The organism is Halobacteriovorax sp. RT-2-6 (genome assembly GCF_047085025.1).
Lineage (GTDB): Bacteria > Bdellovibrionota > Bacteriovoracia > Bacteriovoracales > Bacteriovoracaceae > Halobacteriovorax_A.
In genome coordinates, this window is record NZ_JBKIYH010000003.1 from 69,828 (window position 1) to 88,004 (window position 18,177).

An 18,177-nucleotide genomic window follows, 5' to 3' on the forward strand; every position below is an offset into this window, starting at 1 on the left:
CGTTATATAAAGTCATCTTATATTATTTCAGTACAATTTTGTTAAATTATAAAAGGAATAACAACTTATGTTAAACAACTTAAATAAGGCCGCAATTCTTGCCACTTTAGCTACTTCTACTCTGGCACTACCAATTGACTGGCATGGTGAACTACAAACAGACCTACATTCTTTAGGTGATTATAATCGTTCAGTTCAGCAAGGTGCTGGACCACTTGATAATGGTGACCAAGCATTTGATATGACAGATGCTGATCCTGACTCATCAAACTTTCAAACTTATATTTTTAAGCTTCAGCCAACAATCATTGTAAATGACTCAACAACGATTAATGCTGAACTAACTTCAGGTTATGGATACGGTGGAAATTTTGGTGATTCTTCAAATGATGGAAGAACAAAGACTCAAGATCCATTAAACTCATATGCAAATGCTCGCTACTCTTTCAATACAGTAACAAGTAATCCTGTGAACCTAACTCAGGCCAATGCAGTATTTTATTCTGATACAGCAACTTATACAGTAGGTCGCCAAAAGTTTAACTGGGGTATGGGTGCAATTTATAATGATGGAAATGCTCCAGGATCAAGATTTGCTTCAATGAGAGATGGGATTACAATTGATTTCAAGATCGGTAACTTTAAGTTCTCTCCTTACTACTCAAAAATCAAAGCAAATAACCTTACAAAAACTGGTCGTGTTAAAGAGATGGGGATTTCATTACTATATGAAAACCTAGATAAAGAATTCACTTTCGGAGCTCTTTACAACAAGAATACTTCTGGAGCTGCATCTGGAATTGAAACTGATGTAGATGGTGACACTATTGCTACAAACCTTGGTGCAACTAGTGTGACAATGATCGACCTTTACCTTAAGAAGACTTTCGGCAAATACACTGTTGAAGCTGAAATTCCATTAATGACTGGTGATATGGGTGAAATCTACCCTGGTGTTACTGATACTGAAGTTGATGCAAAAGCATTCCTACTTAATAACACTTATAAGTTAAACACAAATCACTCATTCCATCTTGATTTTGGTATGGTTTCAGGTTCAGATGCAGATAACCAAACTTATGGAGCAATGTATCTTAACCCTAACTTTCAAATTGCAAATATCATGTTTCGCTATAACTTAGCGGCCATTGCAAATACTGATCTAAACGTATTTAATTCGGGTATTGCAAATACTTCTTATGCAAAATTTGCTCACAGATATGATTCAGGAACTTGGTCTTGGACTAACTCTGTTGTTTGGGCAAAGGCCGATAAAGTTGCTGAAGCTGGTTCAGATGCAATTAACCATGAGAAGAACAAGAGATTTACTGCGGCAGCAGATCAAGCAGATGATCTAGGATTTGAAATTGATTCAAACTTCTCTTACAAGTGGAATACTTCAGTAACACTAAATGCAAACCTAGGTTATTTCTTCGTTGGCGACTACTACGCATTCTCAAATACTGCGACTCCTAACGAAACAAATGATACTTACCTAATTTATCTTGGTGCAGATATTAAGTTTTAAGAAATAAAAAAGGCTTCCGATTGGAAGCCTTTTTTTTTATCGATATGGATTAGTCCATGTTGAACTGCTAGGTGTTCTTTGTTGTGGTTGCATTAAGTTAAAATTATTATTCCAACCATTATTATTGTTAAAGTTTCCACCAGCGGCCCCATTGAAATCAAAATTCAATCCAGGAATACCAGAAGAATAAGAAGTGTCAGCTCCTGTCCATAAATCAAACGGACTACTCGCTGTTGCTCCTGCTAATTGGTTTTGCATAGCATTTAACTTGTAATTACTATAAAGACCATTAAAGCGACTTAGTATGCTTTTCTGCTCATTATAGGCAGCTCCGTATTTTGCATTATAAGATTGGTTATAATCTTGATAAGAGTTTTGCTTCCATGAACTATACTGGTTATAGATGTATGGAAGATAAGTACTTCTAACAGTCATACAATCTTCATAGCTACCACCTGATGTACAATAACTACTAGCAAGATCTTGAGCATACTGTTGGATGTAATCATCATAAGCATTTAGCTTAGTCATATAATTTTGACGATCTTTAGAAGCTCTTTGTTGAATACCTTTAAGAATTTGCTGACGTCTCTTAATTGGAGAATTGTCACCGGCCCTGATTAGAGCTTCGTCACCCCAATCAGCAAGCGTACCTTGCTTAAGACGAGCAATACTTCTCTCACTATTATTTTCAGCTTCTTCAACATTTCTTTTATTAGTCCCTTCAAGTTTTACATGTGAAAACTCTTGAGCAAGAATAATTCCAGATAAAATCTTTCTACCTGAAGTTTGCATATTGCCTTCACGAAGTGCTTCAACAACTTTCTTATATTCAGCACCATTTTCATTTTGACGATTAAACTTAGCAATAACGTCATTAATCTTTTCAATTGATTCATTAATTTGATCTTTACGTCTTTCATCTGCCTCGCTATCACCTAGCTCTGCATATTCTTCCATTAAATGCTTTAATTCTTCTTTCATAGCTGGAAGTAATTCTTTAGAAAACTTATTCATGTGATTTGCGTATTCCTGAAGAAGCTTCTTTCTCGCTTCTTTGCTTACACCAAACTTATCACCTTCTTTAACATCTTCAACAGAAGGAGAAATATCACTTTCAATTTGCTCCATTCTTGAAACCATTTGTTCAACTTCTTCATTGATAAGTTGATGTTGAATACCAGAAAGAATTCTAGTTAGATCATCATAGTTTCCACCTGAGTCACTTCTAAGCTTCTTAAGACTTTTCGAAATATCAGTAAGATTTTTTCCGTTACAAGCAGCAATAGCCTCTTCACGAAGTTCATATTCATTAGTTTTATTTGCCATTACTTTTTGTTCAGCAGGCTTTGCATAATCCATACAATTGAATGACGGATCACTAAAAGATGTATGTTGCGCAACATTTGCTAATCCAAACGGCATATCATTTTTATAATCGAAATCTTTATTCGTAGAGGCGATAACTAATTCAGAATTTCTATTAGTATCAATATCAGGAAGATCTGTATCAAGTGTTACAGGTGATGCAAGATAACCTTTTTCTCTTAGTTTATCGACAGTATAAAATGAAGAGTCTCCACCAGCTAAGTGGGCCATACATTTTTCATATTCTTTTTCGATTGATTGAGTACCAGCAGGATATTGGCTAGAATCAATTTTCACATTGAACTTCAAGTAAACATTATTATCAACAGGGTTTGTAATAGCTTGCGCACTTATGTCTTTAATACACGCTGAAACTCTAGTTGGTAGATTTACCAATATTTTTCCATTTGCAATTGTATAACTTGGAGTATCTCCTAAAAGGAGTGTTTTCATAAACCCATATGAAACCGCATCATCTCTACGACATTCAATCGTAGTTGACTGACTCGATGATGAAACTGTAACTGTTCCGGCCGTTGATTGATTTGTACTACGAGTTCCACTTGAACCCATTCCTGAAAATACTACCTTGGCCTGTGTAGAAGCCAGAGCTAGTGTACAAATTAAAAACTTTAATTGATTTGCCTTTTTCATATATTACCCTACTTAAAGTATCGCTTAAGTCATATCGGATAATTTTATAAATACTTAAAGGCTATTAGTTACTTGTCTGTAATTACAGATACTTAACTAGAATAATAAATTAATATTTTCCTGAATTTCTTGTCCCTCGATATTAACTTGAGTACCTTGTCTTTGTTGATTTCGCTCAAGATACTTTACGTATTCACGATTTCGATCGGCAATCGTCTTATTTGTCGAGTTTAGAAGATAGTATGTTGGTATTTCTATTTCGTAACGGTAATCAGATGTCGTAACTTCAATGTACTTTGGTAAAGTATACTGACCATTGTAAGTAACAAAACTTTTTGGAACAATTGAATAACTTCCATTATCTGTATTTAGATCTAAATAAATTAATTGATGGTTTTCATTTTTAAACTCACCTTTGATATTATCAAGCTGAATTGCCCAAACAAATTCTCTATTGCGTTTAACAAGTTTTAAATTATTACTTCCCTTATATAAAGAAGAGTTCATGATACTTTTTAACTGTGCTTGTTTTTGATCATTATCAGACTCAAGTGGTGACACAGGGGCTTCGCCAACAGACTCTTCATACTCTTTGGCTTTTTTCTCATAGTCTTTCTTTTTAACAAGAAACGTTTTGTAATCTTCAATTAAAGAAGCCTTTTCCTTATTAATCAAATCAGAGTTAGATTTATAACTTGGCTCTATTGCCTTAAAAACTTTATTAAAACCAAATGAACTATTGAATGTGTAGCTAAGGATTGAACTTTGAAGAATATCTTTTGTCGTGTCTTTACCAAACAGACTATCAAGATTTTCATATGCAGTTACATTAGAAACCCCCGATACTTGATAAGAAGAATCATCATATCTAATAACTAATGATTTCTTATAATCTTTTTCGTTTTCTGCAGTAATAAACATGTATTTAAAATAATTCGTAACCACATTTTCACTCGTTGCAAATTCTTCATCTGCTGCGACTCGTTTTACAACAACGTGAGCAACAACTAGTTCTTTATCTAATTCCTTATTTGAAGAGTTTCTCATTAATCCTTCTAAAGATGGAATTGCTGCGAAAACATTTAAACTTAATACAGTTGCCAATATAGTTATTACTTTCATAAATCTCCTAAATTACCACCTTATAATACCAAAAAATATTCTCGTCGTAACAACTAAAACATTGAGTATTTTAGTCAATCACTAATAAATGACGAATTTCGAAAATATGATTATAATTAGACTATAAATAAGGATATTACATGACTAAAATACTTTCATTAATTGTAACTTTATTAGTAATTCAATTTAATACATCTGCAAAAATAATGGACTATAAAACAACACGATTAAAGTCCACAGGTGGAGCTGGTGTTGCTTCTTTATTAATGGATGAAGCTACAGTATTAAATCCTGCACCAATAGCCTTTTTCAATATGTCTTCATTATATCTTGAACAAACAAAAGCAGATAATACCGATATGAACGACTCGCCTCTAGGAGACTCAACTAATTACGCAGTTATTGCTTCTGATAGTTCAAAAGCTCTAAAGGGCTCAATCTCTTATGTAAAAGCAAAGAGTGGAGATGAAAACTATAAACAACTCTCGACTTCTTTCGCCTCTACTATCGGTCGAAAGTCTGCACTAGGTTTCACATACCAGGATATGAAACGTGAAGATGTATATCTAGGAGTGAAGGAAAAGATTGAGTATCAACAATTAAATATTGGTGTTTTCCACGCTATTACACAAAACTTTTCACTTGGACTTGTAGCAATGGATCCATTTGAAAAATCTCCAAATAACACGAAAGCAGTGCTTGGTATGCAATACCAGTTTCAACAATACATCTCACTTATGCTTGATGCTGGTGCAAACTATAATGAGGAGATCTCAGAGCATTCTCTTTGGCGCGCGGCAATTCAATTCAAAGTACTTAGTGACTTTTACTTACGTGCAGGAATGTATGACGATAAAATTGCAATGGAGTCTGGATCAGGTTTTGGCTTAAGCTGGATTCAACCAAAACTTACACTAAATTTCGCGATTAGAAATATTAGTTTAGAAGATTCAATTGAGCTAAAACAAGTAGCACAAGACATCAAAGAAACATCTTTTTCCGTATCATATCGCTTCTAGGGGTAAAATAATGGCAACAAAGAAGCCCCAAAACAAACCTAAAGATGGTGATGAAGAGCTTAATGAAGGTGTTAAGAATGCTTATACTGAGCGTTTGAAAACTTTAAAACAAGCTCTCGACTTTGTTGCAAAAAATGATATTCCACACAGTGTAGAGAAATTTAATCATTATCTTGGGATTTTAGCAGCATATAATCGAACAACTGAAAGGCATCTAACTCCAAAGATGTTTGATCCTCAAAAGGATATTTCTGAACTACTTTTGATAAGCCAAGCTTATTGGAATCTTGCTAAGTCATATGATAAAAGCCCGAAACTTCGCGGTGAATCTCTTCGATGTCTACAGCAATTTATTGCATTTTCTATTGGATACAAATATCAACATGCAAATGCTCAAATCGTTAGGAAATTTTTAAGATCAGGACAGGCCCATAATAAGAAGGCCTTTCAACAGGCATATGATAAGATTAATGTACGTTCAAAAAATTGTTATTTAGCTACTCATGCATATCCACATAATGAAGATCTACTTGATACACTTAGAGGATTGAAGCCAGGAATAGCAAGTTATAAACTTGGACAAGTATTCATTAATCGTTACTATGAAATATCACCACATATAGTTAGCTTATTTCAAAAGAATAAAACTTTAGATTTCACTTTTAATAAGTTATTAATTAAACCTCTAATTTATTTAATTTATATAATCGTAAAATGAGCGTAGTAAGAAACTTAATTACAAGAGAATGGCTAAAATTTTTTGCTGCTTCGGCAGTTGTTCTTCTCCTATTGCTTTCTTTGGGAAATTTAATTACTGGATTTTTACGCGAAAATATTACAGCTAAAGAAGTACTACTAAGTTATTTCATCCAACTTCCTAGTTTTCTCATAAAGGTAATTCCAATTTCATGTCTGATAGGAAGTTTATTTTCAATCAATAAACTAAAAAGTAGAAATGAACTGGTTGCAATTTTTGCTGGTGGATACTCTCGTCAGAATTACTTGAAAGATATACTGCTAACATCGATCTATATTGCAATTTTTCAATTTATTCTAAGTGCTTACATTAGTCCTTATATTAACTCGAGAAGATTTAGTATCTTAGACAGTCCAGATGAAAAATTTAGAGTTTTCAAAAAGAAAGGACTTTCATCATCAACAATTAAATCAGGAAAGATTTGGTACAAGTCACCTAAATACTACTTTGCATTTTCAAGCTTTGATAAGAAAACTAATACTTTAAACGAGGTAACGATTTATCACTATAGTGAAAATCGTGAACTTACGAAAATTGATACTTATAAAATGTTAAGTTATGACTCTCGAACTGAGAGATGGTGGCCAACAAATGGAACTAGTTTTGACGAGCTTGAAACGCCATCATTTCCAAAAATTGGAATCGAAGAATTACCAATCACCTTGAATGAAAGTATTGAAGAGTTCGCTAAAATTGAAGCAGATATCTCAACACTCACATTTTTAAGACTTTATGATTATATTTCTCAGCTAAATAATAATGGAATCAATGTAAACGAATATCTTGTTATGTTCTACATGCATATTTCGGAAGGACTAATTTGCATTATCTTTGCCTTAATTGCGGCCACGAGTATATTCAATCCAAATAGACGTAATAGTTCATTTGGTCGAAGCGTTGCATTTATTTTTGCGTTCACAATTATGTATTGGTTAGTGCAATCATATTTTATTGAGCTAGGTAAAAACTTGAAAATTAGTCCGTTCTTAGCAACATTCTCTGTTCCCTTTATATTCACCTTAGTCATCGGACTTATCTTCTTTAAAAACAGACGTTTAACGTAAATGAAAAATAGAGGAAAGCTGGACTTGTGCGCCGCACACATGCTATAAGAATTCCATGAATAAATCAGAAGAATTTTTAAAAGATTACACTCTAGAAGGTGAAAAACTAGAGATTTATACTTACCCTGCGCCTGTTCTTAAGAAGGTGGCATCTCCAGTTGAAAAGTTTGACGACGAGCTAAAGAAGCTTTGTAAGGATATGCTTTTTACAATGTACCATGCCCCTGGAATTGGTTTAGCTGCACCACAAATTGGTGTTTCAGATCGCATCTTTGTCATGGATATTGATTTTCATAGCAAAGAAATTACTCGTGCTGATGGTACGAAAGATCAAGAATTATCAAACTTCAATCCGAGAATTTTTATCAATCCTAAAATTGAAAAACTTCAGGGTGAAATTCTTTATGAAGAAGGATGCCTTTCAGTTCCTGGGATTTATGAAGAAGTAAAACGTTCAGAACAAATTCGAGTAACTTATCAAGATATCGAAGGTAATGAGCAAGTGCTAGAAGTAGATGGACTGCTATCAGTATGTATTCAACACGAAAATGATCACCTCGATGGAATTGTTTTTCTTGAAAGGCTTTCAACTCTTAAAAGAAACTTCTTAACGAAGAGATATATGAAAAGGGTTAAGGGTAGATAGTGAAAAAACTTAAGGCAGTTTTCTTTGGTACACCAGACTTCTCATGCCCAAGTTTAGAACTTCTGGCCAATCATCCACAAATTGATCTGAAACTTGTCATTAGTATGCCAGATAGACCTGCAGGAAGAGGACAAAAACTTCAATCCCCTCCTGTTATTACTTATTGCAAAGAAAATAGAATCAATTTCTATCAAACAGAAAATATAAACAAGGATGAAGAGCTTCTTAAACTTTTAGATGAAGTTGATGCAGACTTTTATCTCGTATTAGCTTTTGCCCAATTCCTTGGATCAAAAGTTTTAAATAAACCTAAAATTGGTTGTTTCAATATCCACACTTCTCTCCTACCAAAATATAGAGGAGCAGCTCCTATTCAATATGCGCTTTTAAACGGTGATACTGAAACAGGTGTTTCAATTCAAAGAATGGTTAAGAAAATGGATGCGGGCGATATTGTCAAAGAATCAAAAATCAATATTGCTTTTGAAGAGACTGGTGGACAACTTTATACTCGTCTAAAGTTTGCAGCATCATTAACACTTAACGACTTCATCGTAGATATGTTAGATGACAAAGTGACTTCATATGAGCAAGATGAAGCAAAAGTAAGCTTTGCACCTACTCTAAAAAAAGAAGACGGCCATATTAAATTTAATGAATGTGACTTTAATACAATTCACAATCAAGTAAGAGCACTTAAACCTTGGCCAGGTACTTACTGCTTCTTGAATGAAAAACGTCTAAAAGTCATTGAAATTTCTAAATATGATAATTTGGGACTTCAAGCTGGTGAAGTTAAAGTTGCAGACAACAAGATCTTAGTTGGATGTAAAGACGCAACAATCAGACTAGATGTAATTCAACTTGAAGGTAAGAAAGCATGCCGTGATACAGATGCTGTCAACGGACTTACTAACAAATACGATAGTTTCAAAATTTCTTAACGATATTTGCTAAGGAGATTTAGATGCAAACAATCATCTCACCAAGCATTTTAGCAGCTGATTTTACAAACCTAATATCTGATATCTCAGTAATAGAAGATGTTAAGGATCTTTGGCTGCATTTAGATGTAATGGATGGTCACTTTGTACCAAATTTAACATTTGGAATTCCAGTGATTAAACAAATTAAGAAAATTACAAATATCCCGCTCGATGTACATTTAATGGTAACAAATCCAGCTTTTCATTTTGAAGCGTTAAAAGATTCAGGCATTGAGAATATAACTTATCACTACGAAATCGAATGTGATCATTTTGAAATGATCAAAAAATATCGCGATAACTACAAGAGTATTGGTCTTTCCCTAAAACCAGCAACAGATATTGAGTCAATACCTTTAGAACTGCTGAAGGAAATTGATTTATTACTTGTTATGTCAGTAGAGCCAGGATTTGGTGGCCAAAGCTTTATGCCAAACTCACTTGATAAAATTGCGTACCTTAAAAGAATGAAAGAAGAACATAACCTGAAATTACAAATCCAAGTCGATGGTGGAATCAACCAAGACACTGCAAAGCTTTGTCTTGATAAAGGTGCCGACAACCTCGTTGCTGGATCATATATTTTTGGCAAAGAAAAAAACCAATATCAAACACAAATAGAATCATTAAGATAAGAGACAGGAATAAAAAGATGAAAGAAATTATTATTGATGGACACAGCTTAAGCGTAGACGATATTTACGAAGTATCATTTGCAAAAAAAGATACTGTTAAAGTTAAACTAAGTGATATAGCTCGTGAAAATATGGTTAAGTCAAAAGCCTACGTACAAAATATTGTCGATAAAGCAAAGCCTGTTTATGGAATTAACACTGGTTTTGGTGCTTTATCAGATAAGTATATTGAAAAGGAAGACCTAGCTCAACTTCAAGTAAACTTAATTCGCTCACACTGTACTGGTGTAGGAAAACCTTTTTCAAAAGAAATCACAAAAGCAATCATGCTTCTTAGAGCAAATTGTCTTGCATCAGGTTTTTCTGGTGTCTCAATTGAAGCTGTCGATATGTTAATCGCATTTTTAAATAATGACATTATTCCAGTTGTTCCAGAAAAAGGTTCAGTTGGTGCATCAGGTGACCTTGCTCCATTATCACATATTGCACTTGCATTAATTGGAGAAGGAGAAGTTATATACGGTGGCAAAGAAGTTCGCTCAGACTTTGCTATTAGAGATATTGGGAAAGAGCCTGTAGTTCTTGGACCAAAAGATGGCCTTGCTCTTATAAATGGTACAGCTGTTATGGCGGCACTTGGTGCGCTAGCAATTAAGAAAACTGAAAACCTTGTTCGTATTGCTGATATTTGTGCAGCAACAACTCTTGATGGTGTTCGTGGAACACTTAGAGCATATGACCATAAAATTCATGGTTTAAAACCACACCCAGGTCAGCTTGCAAGTGCCATTAACGTAAATAATATTATCGCTGGAAGTGAAATTCTAGATTCACACGTTGATTGTGGAAAGGTTCAAGATCCATATTCTCTAAGATGTGTACCTCAGGTCCACGGTGCTTCTAGACAAACTCTTTCTCATGCAAAAGAAGTTTTAGGAATTGAACTTAATGCTGTTACAGATAATCCACTTATCTTTCTAGGTGAAGATGAAGTTATTTCAGGTGGAAACTTTCATGGTGAAGCAATCGCAATGGCCATGGATTATCTAGCAATTGGTGTAGCAGAACTTTGTAATATCAGTGAAAGACGTGTTGAGAAAATGATGAACCCAACTTTCTCTGATCTACCAGCTTTCTTAACTCCTGAATCAGGACTTAATAGTGGGTTAATGATTGCTCACGTTACAGCAGCAGCATTAACATCAGAAAATAAATACCTATGTCATCCTGCAAGTGTGGACTCTGTTCCAACTTCAACAGATAAAGAAGATCATGTTTCAATGGGTGTAACTTCAGGACGTAAGCTTCATGAAGTTATTGAGAATGCTACGAAATGTTTAGCAATTGAACTACTTTGTAACTCGCAAGCTATTGAATTTCATCGCCCTCTTAAATCTTCACCTGCAATTGAAGAGTTAATTTCACATATCAGAAAGTCTGTTGATAAAATTGTTGAAGATAGAGTTTTCTATCGCGATATCAATAATATCGAAGCGCTTATTGCAAATGGTGAATTACTACGTGCAGTTGAGAAGCATACAGGAAAATTACAATAATGATCATCTACAAGAATATTAACGAAATCCTAACTCTTGAAGCGGCCCAAAAAAAAGACGGCCGCAATCTTCTAGCTGAAGATATCTCAATACTTCAGCATGGTGCAATTGTATTTGAAGAAGATGAAATCGTATGGGTTGGAGATAGCGAAAATATTCCTGTAGAGTATCTAAAGAAAGCGAAGACAGTAAAAGACCTTGAAGGTTATGTTGTTACTCCCGAGATAGTCGATTCACATACTCATTTAATTTTTGGTGGTAATCGTGCCAATGAATACCAAATGAGACTTAATGGTGCTGACTACGAAGAAATTGCTAAGGCCGGTGGTGGTATTGTTGCGACTTCAAATGGGACAAATAATACAAGTGATGAGCAACTTCTTGATAGTTGTCGAGAAAGAATCAAACGAATCGCTAGTTACGGTGTAGGTACAATTGAAGTAAAATCTGGTTATTCACTTTCATTTGAAGGTGAATTAAGAATGACTAAGTTAATTGCAAAACTAAAAGAAGAATTTTCACCTGATATACAAATCTTTAATACATTCATGCCTGCACATGCTCTTCCTAAGAGTTACGATTCAACACAAAAATACATGGATGAAATCGTAATTCCTTTACTTCATGAAGTAGCACCTCTTAATATTATTGATTGTGTTGATATCTTTCATGAGCAAGGCTATTTCGATTCTGAAGATGTGAAAAAACTTGCACTTGTTGCACAAGAGTACGGAATACCATTAAAGACTCATGCCGATGAATTTAATGATAATAAAGGGGCTATACTTGCTTGCGAACTAGGTGCTCTGAGTACGGATCACCTTCTATGTACAACCGAAGATGGAATTAAAAAATTAGCTGAATCAAAAACAGTTGCAACAGTACTTCCTGGAACAGGAATTTTCTTAGGAAAACCTAAAGCTGATGCAAAGCAATTAGCAGATGGTGGGTGTAAGTTGGCAATTGCATCTGATTATAATCCAGGATCTTGCCATTGCGATAACCTACTACTATTAGCTTCAATTTGTGCACCAATGTACAAAATTAACATGACTCAAATGTGGGCCGGAATTACTTTAAATGCTGCAGCTGCAGTTGGAAAGTATGATCAAGGTGCAATCATAAAAAGATTTAAGCCTCGTTTTAGTATATTTAAAACAAATACGATTTCTGAAATTACTTATAATTGGGGACGAAATCTAGCGGTAGATAAGAATTCTATTTAAGCCATTCGCGAATTTTTTCTTTGAATTCTTCCGAATTGAAGTCTTTAGAACCCTTTGCAACTTCAACGACACGGCCATCTTTGTAAACAATAGAAACAGGGATGGCAGATACCATAAATGCATCTGTTAACTTACCTTGACCATCTTTTACAACATCAAAGTTAACTTTATACTTTTTAACGACATCTTTAATTTTCTTAAGCTGCTTTTGACCTTCGTCTGAATTAATTGCAATGATCTTTAGCTTAGGGTCTTTGATCTCAGAACGTAGGCTAACTAAACTTGGAAATTCTTCAAGACATGGAGTACACCAACTTGCCCAAAAGTTCAGGATAACAACACCTTTAGAAAGTTCTTCTTTCTTAAAAGTTTTGCCTTCAGTTGATTTTAGATCTGGTCGAACGAGCATCGATTCATAATGTTGAATCTTTTTAACATCCACACCTGCAACTTTAGCAGTCGTAAAACTGTCATCAGTTACAAATAACGATCCTAGAACCAGTACACAAGCTACCAGAATGATCTTATATGGAAATTTTTTTCTTTGTATACTCAACTCTTAACCCCAGTTAGAATGGTATTATACACTTAATTAGGTAAGATTGCACTATGCAAAAAACACAAGACAAAGAGCTAGAGAAAAATATTCTTAATCAAGCTGGGCAAACCTTTGTCGAGTTCATCTTTTTACTTGTTATCTTAATCGGTCTATCGGTTTCACTTCTAAAGGGTAGTAACTCATTTTTAGCAAAACAATGGGAAATTGCTGTTAACAGCATCGTGCGTAATTACCCAGGCCACAACCCCGGTGTAAAATTAACTGAATAGCTTTTTACTATTATTTAACTCTTTATACTGGAGTAAAAATGTATATTTTATCATTAGACCAAGGTACTACTGGTACCACTGCTACTATTATCGACGCCAAAACTTTCAAATTTGTTGATAAAGAAAATCAAGAATTTAAACAGTACTTTCCTAACACTGGTTGGGTTGAACACGATCTTGATGAAATCTGGAAGAGCGTTAAGAGTACAGTTCAAACTGTTCTTAAAAGAAATAATATTGATCCAAATAACATTGCTTCTATTGGAATTACAAATCAACGTGAAACAACATGTGCATTCAATCGAAAAGGTGAAGCACTTGCAAAGGCCATTGTCTGGCAAGATCGTCGTACCGCAGATTTTTGCGATTCTATGAAGACACACGAAGACAGTTTTAAGAAAATCACTGGCCTGCCTCTCGACCCATATTTTTCTGGAACTAAGATTCATTGGTTATTAAATAATAATCAATACGTAAAAGAAGCACATAAGAATCACGACCTTCGTTTTGGGACTATTGATACTTTCTTACTTTACCGTTTAACTAATGGTGACTCATTTAAAACAGATGTATCTAACGCTTCTAGAACTCTTCTGATGTCTTTAGATACATGTGACTGGGATACTAACCTTTGTGAAATTTTAGGCGTTGCTAAAAATGACTTACCAGAAATATGTGAATCAATATGTGATTTTGGAACAACAAAAGGTTTAGATTTTCTGCCAGATGGTATTTCAATAAATGGAATATTAGGTGATCAACAAGCTGCTTTATTTGGACAAGCATGTTTCACAAAAGGAACAGGAAAATGTACATATGGTACAGGTGCCTTCATGCTAGTTAACACTGGGGAAGAAAAGAAGTACTCTGAACATGGCCTATTAACTACTGTTGCCTATAAGTATCAAGGTAAGACATATTACGCTCTTGAAGGTTCATGTTATATAGCTGGAGCCTGTGTACAATGGTTACGTGACAATCTCCAAATTATCGATAATGCAGCTCAGACAGAAGATAAGGCGAATGCAGTCAAAGACTTAAATCAAATCAGAGATCTCATTCTTCTTCCATTTTTCACAGGAATTGGATCTCCATACTGGAAACCACATGCAAAAGCTGCATTAATTGGAATGACTCGTGCAACTGACACTAACGATATCTGTCGAGCGGCCCTTGAAGGAATCGCTTTAAGTATCAATGATCTTATCAAAGCAATGAAAAGCGACATGGGTAGTAACCTCGAAGAATTTAAGGTTGATGGCGGTGCCGTAGCAAATAATCTTCTAATGCAAATCCAAGCCGATATTTCAGGAGTAAATGTTACAAGACCAAAAGTTATTGAAACAACTTCTTACGGAGCGGCCCTCGCGGCTGCAATTGGTGCAGGTCTTATGACAATCGATGATGTTAGTAAACAATGGGAAAAAGAATCATTCTTCGAATCTTCTTCAGCTAACAGCGAATACTTCGACTACAAGAAGAAACTTTGGGATAAATATATTCAAATTAATTTTTAAAATACTAGGGGCTAGTCCCCTAGTACTTTAAATATATCTGTAACTTTTCTTACGGGAATAATTTTCAATTTTGATTTTTGAGCAAAGTCTTTTGCTACTTTCGGTGAAGCAACCAACGTTTTATAATTAAGTTGTTCCATTTCTTTAATTCGCATTTCCATATGAGGAACAGTCCTAACTTCACCAGTAAGACCAACCTCCCCTAAAAAGACAGTATCTTTTGGAATTGGTTTTGATTTATAAGAACTTAGTAATGCTGCGATAATACTTAAGTCTGACTCACGTGTTGTAAGCTTCATGCTACCAACAACATTCACATAGATATCATTCATTCCCATTGGAATATTTGCATATTTTTCAATAATTGCAACCATCATTGCTACTCGATTATTATCTAGTCCCTGTGTCGTACGACGGCCACTACCAAATTTATTTTCTGCAACTAAGGCTTGAACTTCTACAAATAAAGGTCTTGTTCCTTCTTTGATACAAGTTAAACTTTTTCCAAAACTATCCTCAAGATCATCATCCAAGAAAAACTGTGATGGGTTTTTTACTTCATTAAGCCCATCTTCTTGCATTTCAAAAATACCTACTTCATTTGTATTTCCAAAACGATTCTTGATTGCTCTAAGCATTCTATAATGACCAAATTGATCACCTTCAAAATAGATAACTGTATCCACCATATGCTCAAGAATCTTTGGCCCTGCAATAGCACCGTCTTTAGTAATATGACCTACAATAAAACAAGTTATCCCTGTAGCTTTGACATGATTCATTAACTCATAGGTAACTTCTCGAATTTGAGAAACAGTACCTGGAGGCGATTGTAGCTCACTAGAAGTAGTCGTTTGGATTGAATCAAGAACCATAAAACGTGGTTTAATTTTTTTAATTTGATTTAAAATATTTTGCCAGTTTGTTTCATTATAAATATAAAACGAATCATTTTTAAGGCCCATGCGTTTAGCACGTCCAGCAACCTGTCCTTCACTTTCTTCACCACTCACATAAAGAAAGCTCTGATCACTTTGTTGTCCTGAAAGCTTAGATAACATTTCAGTCAGTAAAGTCGATTTCCCAATACCAGGCTCTCCTCCAATGAGAATAAGTGATCCTGGAACAAGTCCTCCACCGACAACTCTATCAAATTCACCAATACCAGTACTAACTCGATTATAAGTTTCAACTTCAATTTCTTTGAGTTTCTTTGGTGCTGTTTCACCTACGGCCTTTACTTTTATACTCTCTTGTACTGGAGTAAATGTTTCTTCGACAAAACTATTCCACTCACCACAGTCAGTACAACGACCCATCCACTTTGCAGTTTGAAATCCACAATTCGAACATTCAAAAACTTTTTTACTTTTCTTGGCCATTAGCTAATCATTCCCATGACTTCATCTTCAGTTTTAATTGAAATACCTAAATCTAATGCCTTTTTATACTTAGAAGATTTAGCTTCTGTTTCATTTGTAAGAAGAATATCTGTATTCTTACTAACTGAACCAACTGGTGTACCACCAGCTGCTTTAATATCTTTTTCGATATCGCTACGTTTACGTGATAGAGAACCAGTAATACAAATTTTTAAACCAGCCAATCCTGTACCAACTTCTTCTTCAATTACTTCAAATGTGAAACCTAATTCTTGCAAATTATAAATTAAATCTCTCTTCTCTTGTAGTGAGTTTACAAAAGTTGTTGCAGATTTTTCTGCAAACCCTTCTAAAGTTGCAAGTTCATCTGCATTCATATTTAAAAGTTTTTCAATTGAATCAAACCCACCATGTACAACTTTTTCACACTTATTATAGGCTCCGCCAGTAATACCGAGAGCTGATATAAATGTAATCAAATCAGCTTTCTTTGATCCTTCAATACTTGTTAGAAGTTTAGTTGCTAACTTATCTTTTACTTTATCCAAAGTTAAAAGCTGATCCATCTCTAACTTATAGAGATCTTCGATTGTCATAACTAATTTCTTACGAATCATCTCTTCAAGACGCTTTGAGCTTAAATCATCGATTCCAATTTTTTGAATAAAATTTAAGATCGCTTCTTTTACTTGAGCGGGACATGCAGGATTCTTACAAAACAAGCGAATATCTTCGATAATTACTTTTGACTCACAACTAGGACAACATTCTGGAATAGTGAAATCATTTTCAGATTCTTCGATAGTTTGTAAAAACTTTGGAATTACCTCTCCACTCCTAATAATTTCAATTTTATCTCCGGCCTTTAAATTATGTTGTTTTACCATTCCATAATTATGTAATGTCACACGGGATATAACTGCTCCACTAATTGAAACAGGTTCAACTTCACCAACAGGTGTTAAGATTCCATTTCTAGAAACTTGCCACGTTATCGATTTAAGAATTGTTTGTACTGTTTCCCCTTCAAATTTAAATGCCATTTTATAGCGAGGGTGATGAGCAGTTTCTCCAAGTTCATCATGAAGTTTAATTTCATTATATACAAAGACTAGTCCATCAATAAGATATTCACCATTGGCCATGAAATCTTTTGCGTCTTCAATTGCAGACTCGTAATCTTTCTTTGTATGCATAAGTGTATATTCTAGAATATCGAAATCTTCTTTTTTAAGAGTCTCGTACTTTTGACTTTCTTTAGCGAAATCTATGCCGATTAAATCAAATGCTTTAAAATTTATAAAAGAACAAAGACTAATATTTTCTTTACGTCCTACAAGCCCAGCTACGATATTGCGTTGAGAAGAAGGCCTTTCTAATCCCTGAGCAACCATCGTTTCAGAAAGGTGAAAGAATGATTCTTCATCACAATACATCTCACCTCTAATTTCTATTCTTTCTTTAATAGAGATGGATCCAGGAACACCCTTCATCCATTGAACTTTTTGAGTGATATTCTCACCATAAGTTCCATCACCTCTAGTCTTTGCTAAAACTAGATGACCATCTTCATAGATAAGCGAACAAGAAACACCATCAACCTTATAGATTCCTAAAACTTCGTATTCCTTTGCCCAAGAAATAAGTTCTTCCATCTTATAAGTCTTACCAAGTGATAACATTTTCTTATCATGTTTCACTTTATCAAGTGACGTTATAGTTGAGCCTACTAAATTAAGTACAGAGTTCTCGGGATCAAGTTCTCTTAACTCATCTTCTAATTTGTCATATTCACTATCAGAAATTTCTGGTTTACCAGCATAGTATAATGCCTTATGGATCTTTATTTGATCTGCTAATTCTTTTATACGCTTCATTTTATTCTCGTC

Annotated in this window: 16 protein-coding genes; 11 read left to right on the plus strand and 5 right to left on the minus strand. The window is 34.4% G+C overall.

All coding sequences use genetic code 11. From position 1 onward, the window contains the following. The first annotated feature begins 67 nt into the window (after window positions 1-67). Entirely contained in the window at window positions 68-1,528 is a 1,461-nt protein-coding gene (locus tag ACMAYS_RS14195) for a hypothetical protein (protein WP_412463490.1), read from the plus strand. 36 nt (window positions 1,529-1,564) lie between these two features. Here ACMAYS_RS14195 and ACMAYS_RS14200 read toward each other — a convergent pair whose 3' ends face one another. Both ACMAYS_RS14200 and ACMAYS_RS14205 read right to left on the minus strand, forming a co-directional pair. Continuing rightward, complete coding sequence (locus ACMAYS_RS14200) at window positions 1,565-3,550, minus strand: hypothetical protein (RefSeq protein ID WP_103218637.1); 1,986 nt, start codon at window positions 3,548-3,550, stop codon at window positions 1,565-1,567. Window positions 3,551-3,646: 96 nt separating this feature from the next. Then, entirely contained in the window at window positions 3,647-4,672 is a 1,026-nt protein-coding gene (locus ACMAYS_RS14205; protein ID WP_103218636.1) for a hypothetical protein, read from the minus strand. A gap of 140 nt (window positions 4,673-4,812) precedes the next feature. On the opposite strand from ACMAYS_RS14205, the gene ACMAYS_RS14210 reads away from it, so the two are divergent. From ACMAYS_RS14210 to hutI, 8 genes are read left to right on the plus strand one after another with little or no spacing between them, the layout of a single operon-like run. After that, complete coding sequence (locus tag ACMAYS_RS14210; protein ID WP_103218635.1) at window positions 4,813-5,691, plus strand: hypothetical protein; 879 nt, start codon at window positions 4,813-4,815, stop codon at window positions 5,689-5,691. Window positions 5,692-5,701: 10 nt separating this feature from the next. Then, the gene (locus tag ACMAYS_RS14215) at window positions 5,702-6,409 is read left to right on the plus strand and encodes a hypothetical protein (protein WP_412463491.1); all 708 of its coding nucleotides are present in this window, start codon (window positions 5,702-5,704) and stop codon (window positions 6,407-6,409) included. Continuing rightward, complete coding sequence (locus tag ACMAYS_RS14220; RefSeq protein WP_103218633.1) at window positions 6,406-7,512, plus strand: LptF/LptG family permease; 1,107 nt, start codon at window positions 6,406-6,408, stop codon at window positions 7,510-7,512. The genes ACMAYS_RS14215 and ACMAYS_RS14220 overlap by 4 nt, the downstream gene beginning before the upstream one ends. Before the next feature lie 55 nt (window positions 7,513-7,567). Next, window positions 7,568-8,158 (plus strand): peptide deformylase, encoded by a 591-nt coding sequence (def, locus tag ACMAYS_RS14225; protein WP_103218632.1) that lies wholly within the window; start codon window positions 7,568-7,570, stop codon window positions 8,156-8,158. After that, the gene (fmt, locus tag ACMAYS_RS14230; RefSeq protein WP_158246915.1) at window positions 8,158-9,102 is read left to right on the plus strand and encodes a methionyl-tRNA formyltransferase; all 945 of its coding nucleotides are present in this window, start codon (window positions 8,158-8,160) and stop codon (window positions 9,100-9,102) included. Before def ends, fmt begins: the two co-directional genes overlap by 1 nt. A 23-nt stretch (window positions 9,103-9,125) precedes the next feature. Next, on the plus strand, window positions 9,126-9,779 hold the full coding sequence (rpe, locus tag ACMAYS_RS14235; RefSeq protein ID WP_412463492.1) for a ribulose-phosphate 3-epimerase: 654 nt from the start codon (window positions 9,126-9,128) through the stop codon (window positions 9,777-9,779). A 17-nt stretch (window positions 9,780-9,796) separates the two neighbouring features. Then, window positions 9,797-11,335 carry a histidine ammonia-lyase gene (hutH, locus tag ACMAYS_RS14240; RefSeq protein WP_103218629.1) on the plus strand — a complete coding sequence of 513 codons (1,539 nt, stop codon included), beginning with the start codon at window positions 9,797-9,799 and terminating at the stop codon, window positions 11,333-11,335. Then, window positions 11,335-12,561, plus strand: coding sequence for an imidazolonepropionase (hutI, locus tag ACMAYS_RS14245; protein WP_412463493.1), 1,227 nt, complete (start codon window positions 11,335-11,337; stop codon window positions 12,559-12,561). The genes hutH and hutI overlap by 1 nt, the downstream gene beginning before the upstream one ends. Here hutI and ACMAYS_RS14250 read toward each other — a convergent pair. Further along, window positions 12,554-13,117 carry a TlpA family protein disulfide reductase gene (locus ACMAYS_RS14250; RefSeq protein WP_103218627.1) on the minus strand — a complete coding sequence of 188 codons (564 nt, stop codon included), beginning with the start codon at window positions 13,115-13,117 and terminating at the stop codon, window positions 12,554-12,556. The genes hutI and ACMAYS_RS14250 overlap by 8 nt on opposite strands. A 53-nt stretch (window positions 13,118-13,170) precedes the next feature. On the opposite strand from ACMAYS_RS14250, the gene ACMAYS_RS14255 reads away from it, so the two are divergent. After that, complete coding sequence (locus ACMAYS_RS14255; RefSeq protein ID WP_103218626.1) at window positions 13,171-13,389, plus strand: hypothetical protein; 219 nt, start codon at window positions 13,171-13,173, stop codon at window positions 13,387-13,389. 38 nt (window positions 13,390-13,427) lie between these two features. After that, on the plus strand, window positions 13,428-14,906 hold the full coding sequence (glpK, locus tag ACMAYS_RS14260; protein ID WP_103218625.1) for a glycerol kinase GlpK: 1,479 nt from the start codon (window positions 13,428-13,430) through the stop codon (window positions 14,904-14,906). A gap of 11 nt (window positions 14,907-14,917) precedes the next feature. Here glpK and radA read toward each other — a convergent pair whose 3' ends face one another. Together radA and ligA are read right to left on the minus strand one after the other, a co-directional pair. Continuing rightward, entirely contained in the window at window positions 14,918-16,288 is a 1,371-nt protein-coding gene (gene radA, locus ACMAYS_RS14265; protein ID WP_103218624.1) for a DNA repair protein RadA, read from the minus strand. Further along, complete coding sequence (gene ligA / locus ACMAYS_RS14270) at window positions 16,288-18,165, minus strand: NAD-dependent DNA ligase LigA (protein ID WP_412463494.1); 1,878 nt, start codon at window positions 18,163-18,165, stop codon at window positions 16,288-16,290. Before ligA ends, radA begins: the two co-directional genes overlap by 1 nt. Window positions 18,166-18,177: the final 12 nt, after the last annotated feature.

Excerpts from the sequence above, each read along its gene's own strand:
- rpe (WP_412463492.1), top strand. The coding sequence starts at position 9,126 with ATGCAAACAATCATCTCACCAAGCATTTTAGCAGCTGATTTTACAAAC.
- ACMAYS_RS14195 (WP_412463490.1), top strand. The coding sequence starts at position 68 with ATGTTAAACAACTTAAATAAGGCCGCAATTCTTGCCACTTTAGCTACT.
- ACMAYS_RS14215 (WP_412463491.1), top strand. The coding sequence starts at position 5,702 with ATGGCAACAAAGAAGCCCCAAAACAAACCTAAAGATGGTGATGAAGAG.
- hutH (WP_103218629.1), top strand. The coding sequence starts at position 9,797 with ATGAAAGAAATTATTATTGATGGACACAGCTTAAGCGTAGACGATATT.
- def (WP_103218632.1), top strand. The coding sequence starts at position 7,568 with ATGAATAAATCAGAAGAATTTTTAAAAGATTACACTCTAGAAGGTGAA.
- ACMAYS_RS14255 (WP_103218626.1), top strand. The coding sequence starts at position 13,171 with ATGCAAAAAACACAAGACAAAGAGCTAGAGAAAAATATTCTTAATCAA.
- ligA (WP_412463494.1), bottom strand. The coding sequence starts at position 18,165 with ATGAAGCGTATAAAAGAATTAGCAGATCAAATAAAGATCCATAAGGCA.
- ACMAYS_RS14220 (WP_103218633.1), top strand. The coding sequence starts at position 6,406 with ATGAGCGTAGTAAGAAACTTAATTACAAGAGAATGGCTAAAATTTTTT.
- hutI (WP_412463493.1), top strand. The coding sequence starts at position 11,335 with ATGATCATCTACAAGAATATTAACGAAATCCTAACTCTTGAAGCGGCC.
- ACMAYS_RS14200 (WP_103218637.1), bottom strand. The coding sequence starts at position 3,550 with ATGAAAAAGGCAAATCAATTAAAGTTTTTAATTTGTACACTAGCTCTG.
- glpK (WP_103218625.1), top strand. The coding sequence starts at position 13,428 with ATGTATATTTTATCATTAGACCAAGGTACTACTGGTACCACTGCTACT.
- radA (WP_103218624.1), bottom strand. The coding sequence starts at position 16,288 with ATGGCCAAGAAAAGTAAAAAAGTTTTTGAATGTTCGAATTGTGGATTT.
- ACMAYS_RS14205 (WP_103218636.1), bottom strand. The coding sequence starts at position 4,672 with ATGAAAGTAATAACTATATTGGCAACTGTATTAAGTTTAAATGTTTTC.
- ACMAYS_RS14210 (WP_103218635.1), top strand. The coding sequence starts at position 4,813 with ATGACTAAAATACTTTCATTAATTGTAACTTTATTAGTAATTCAATTT.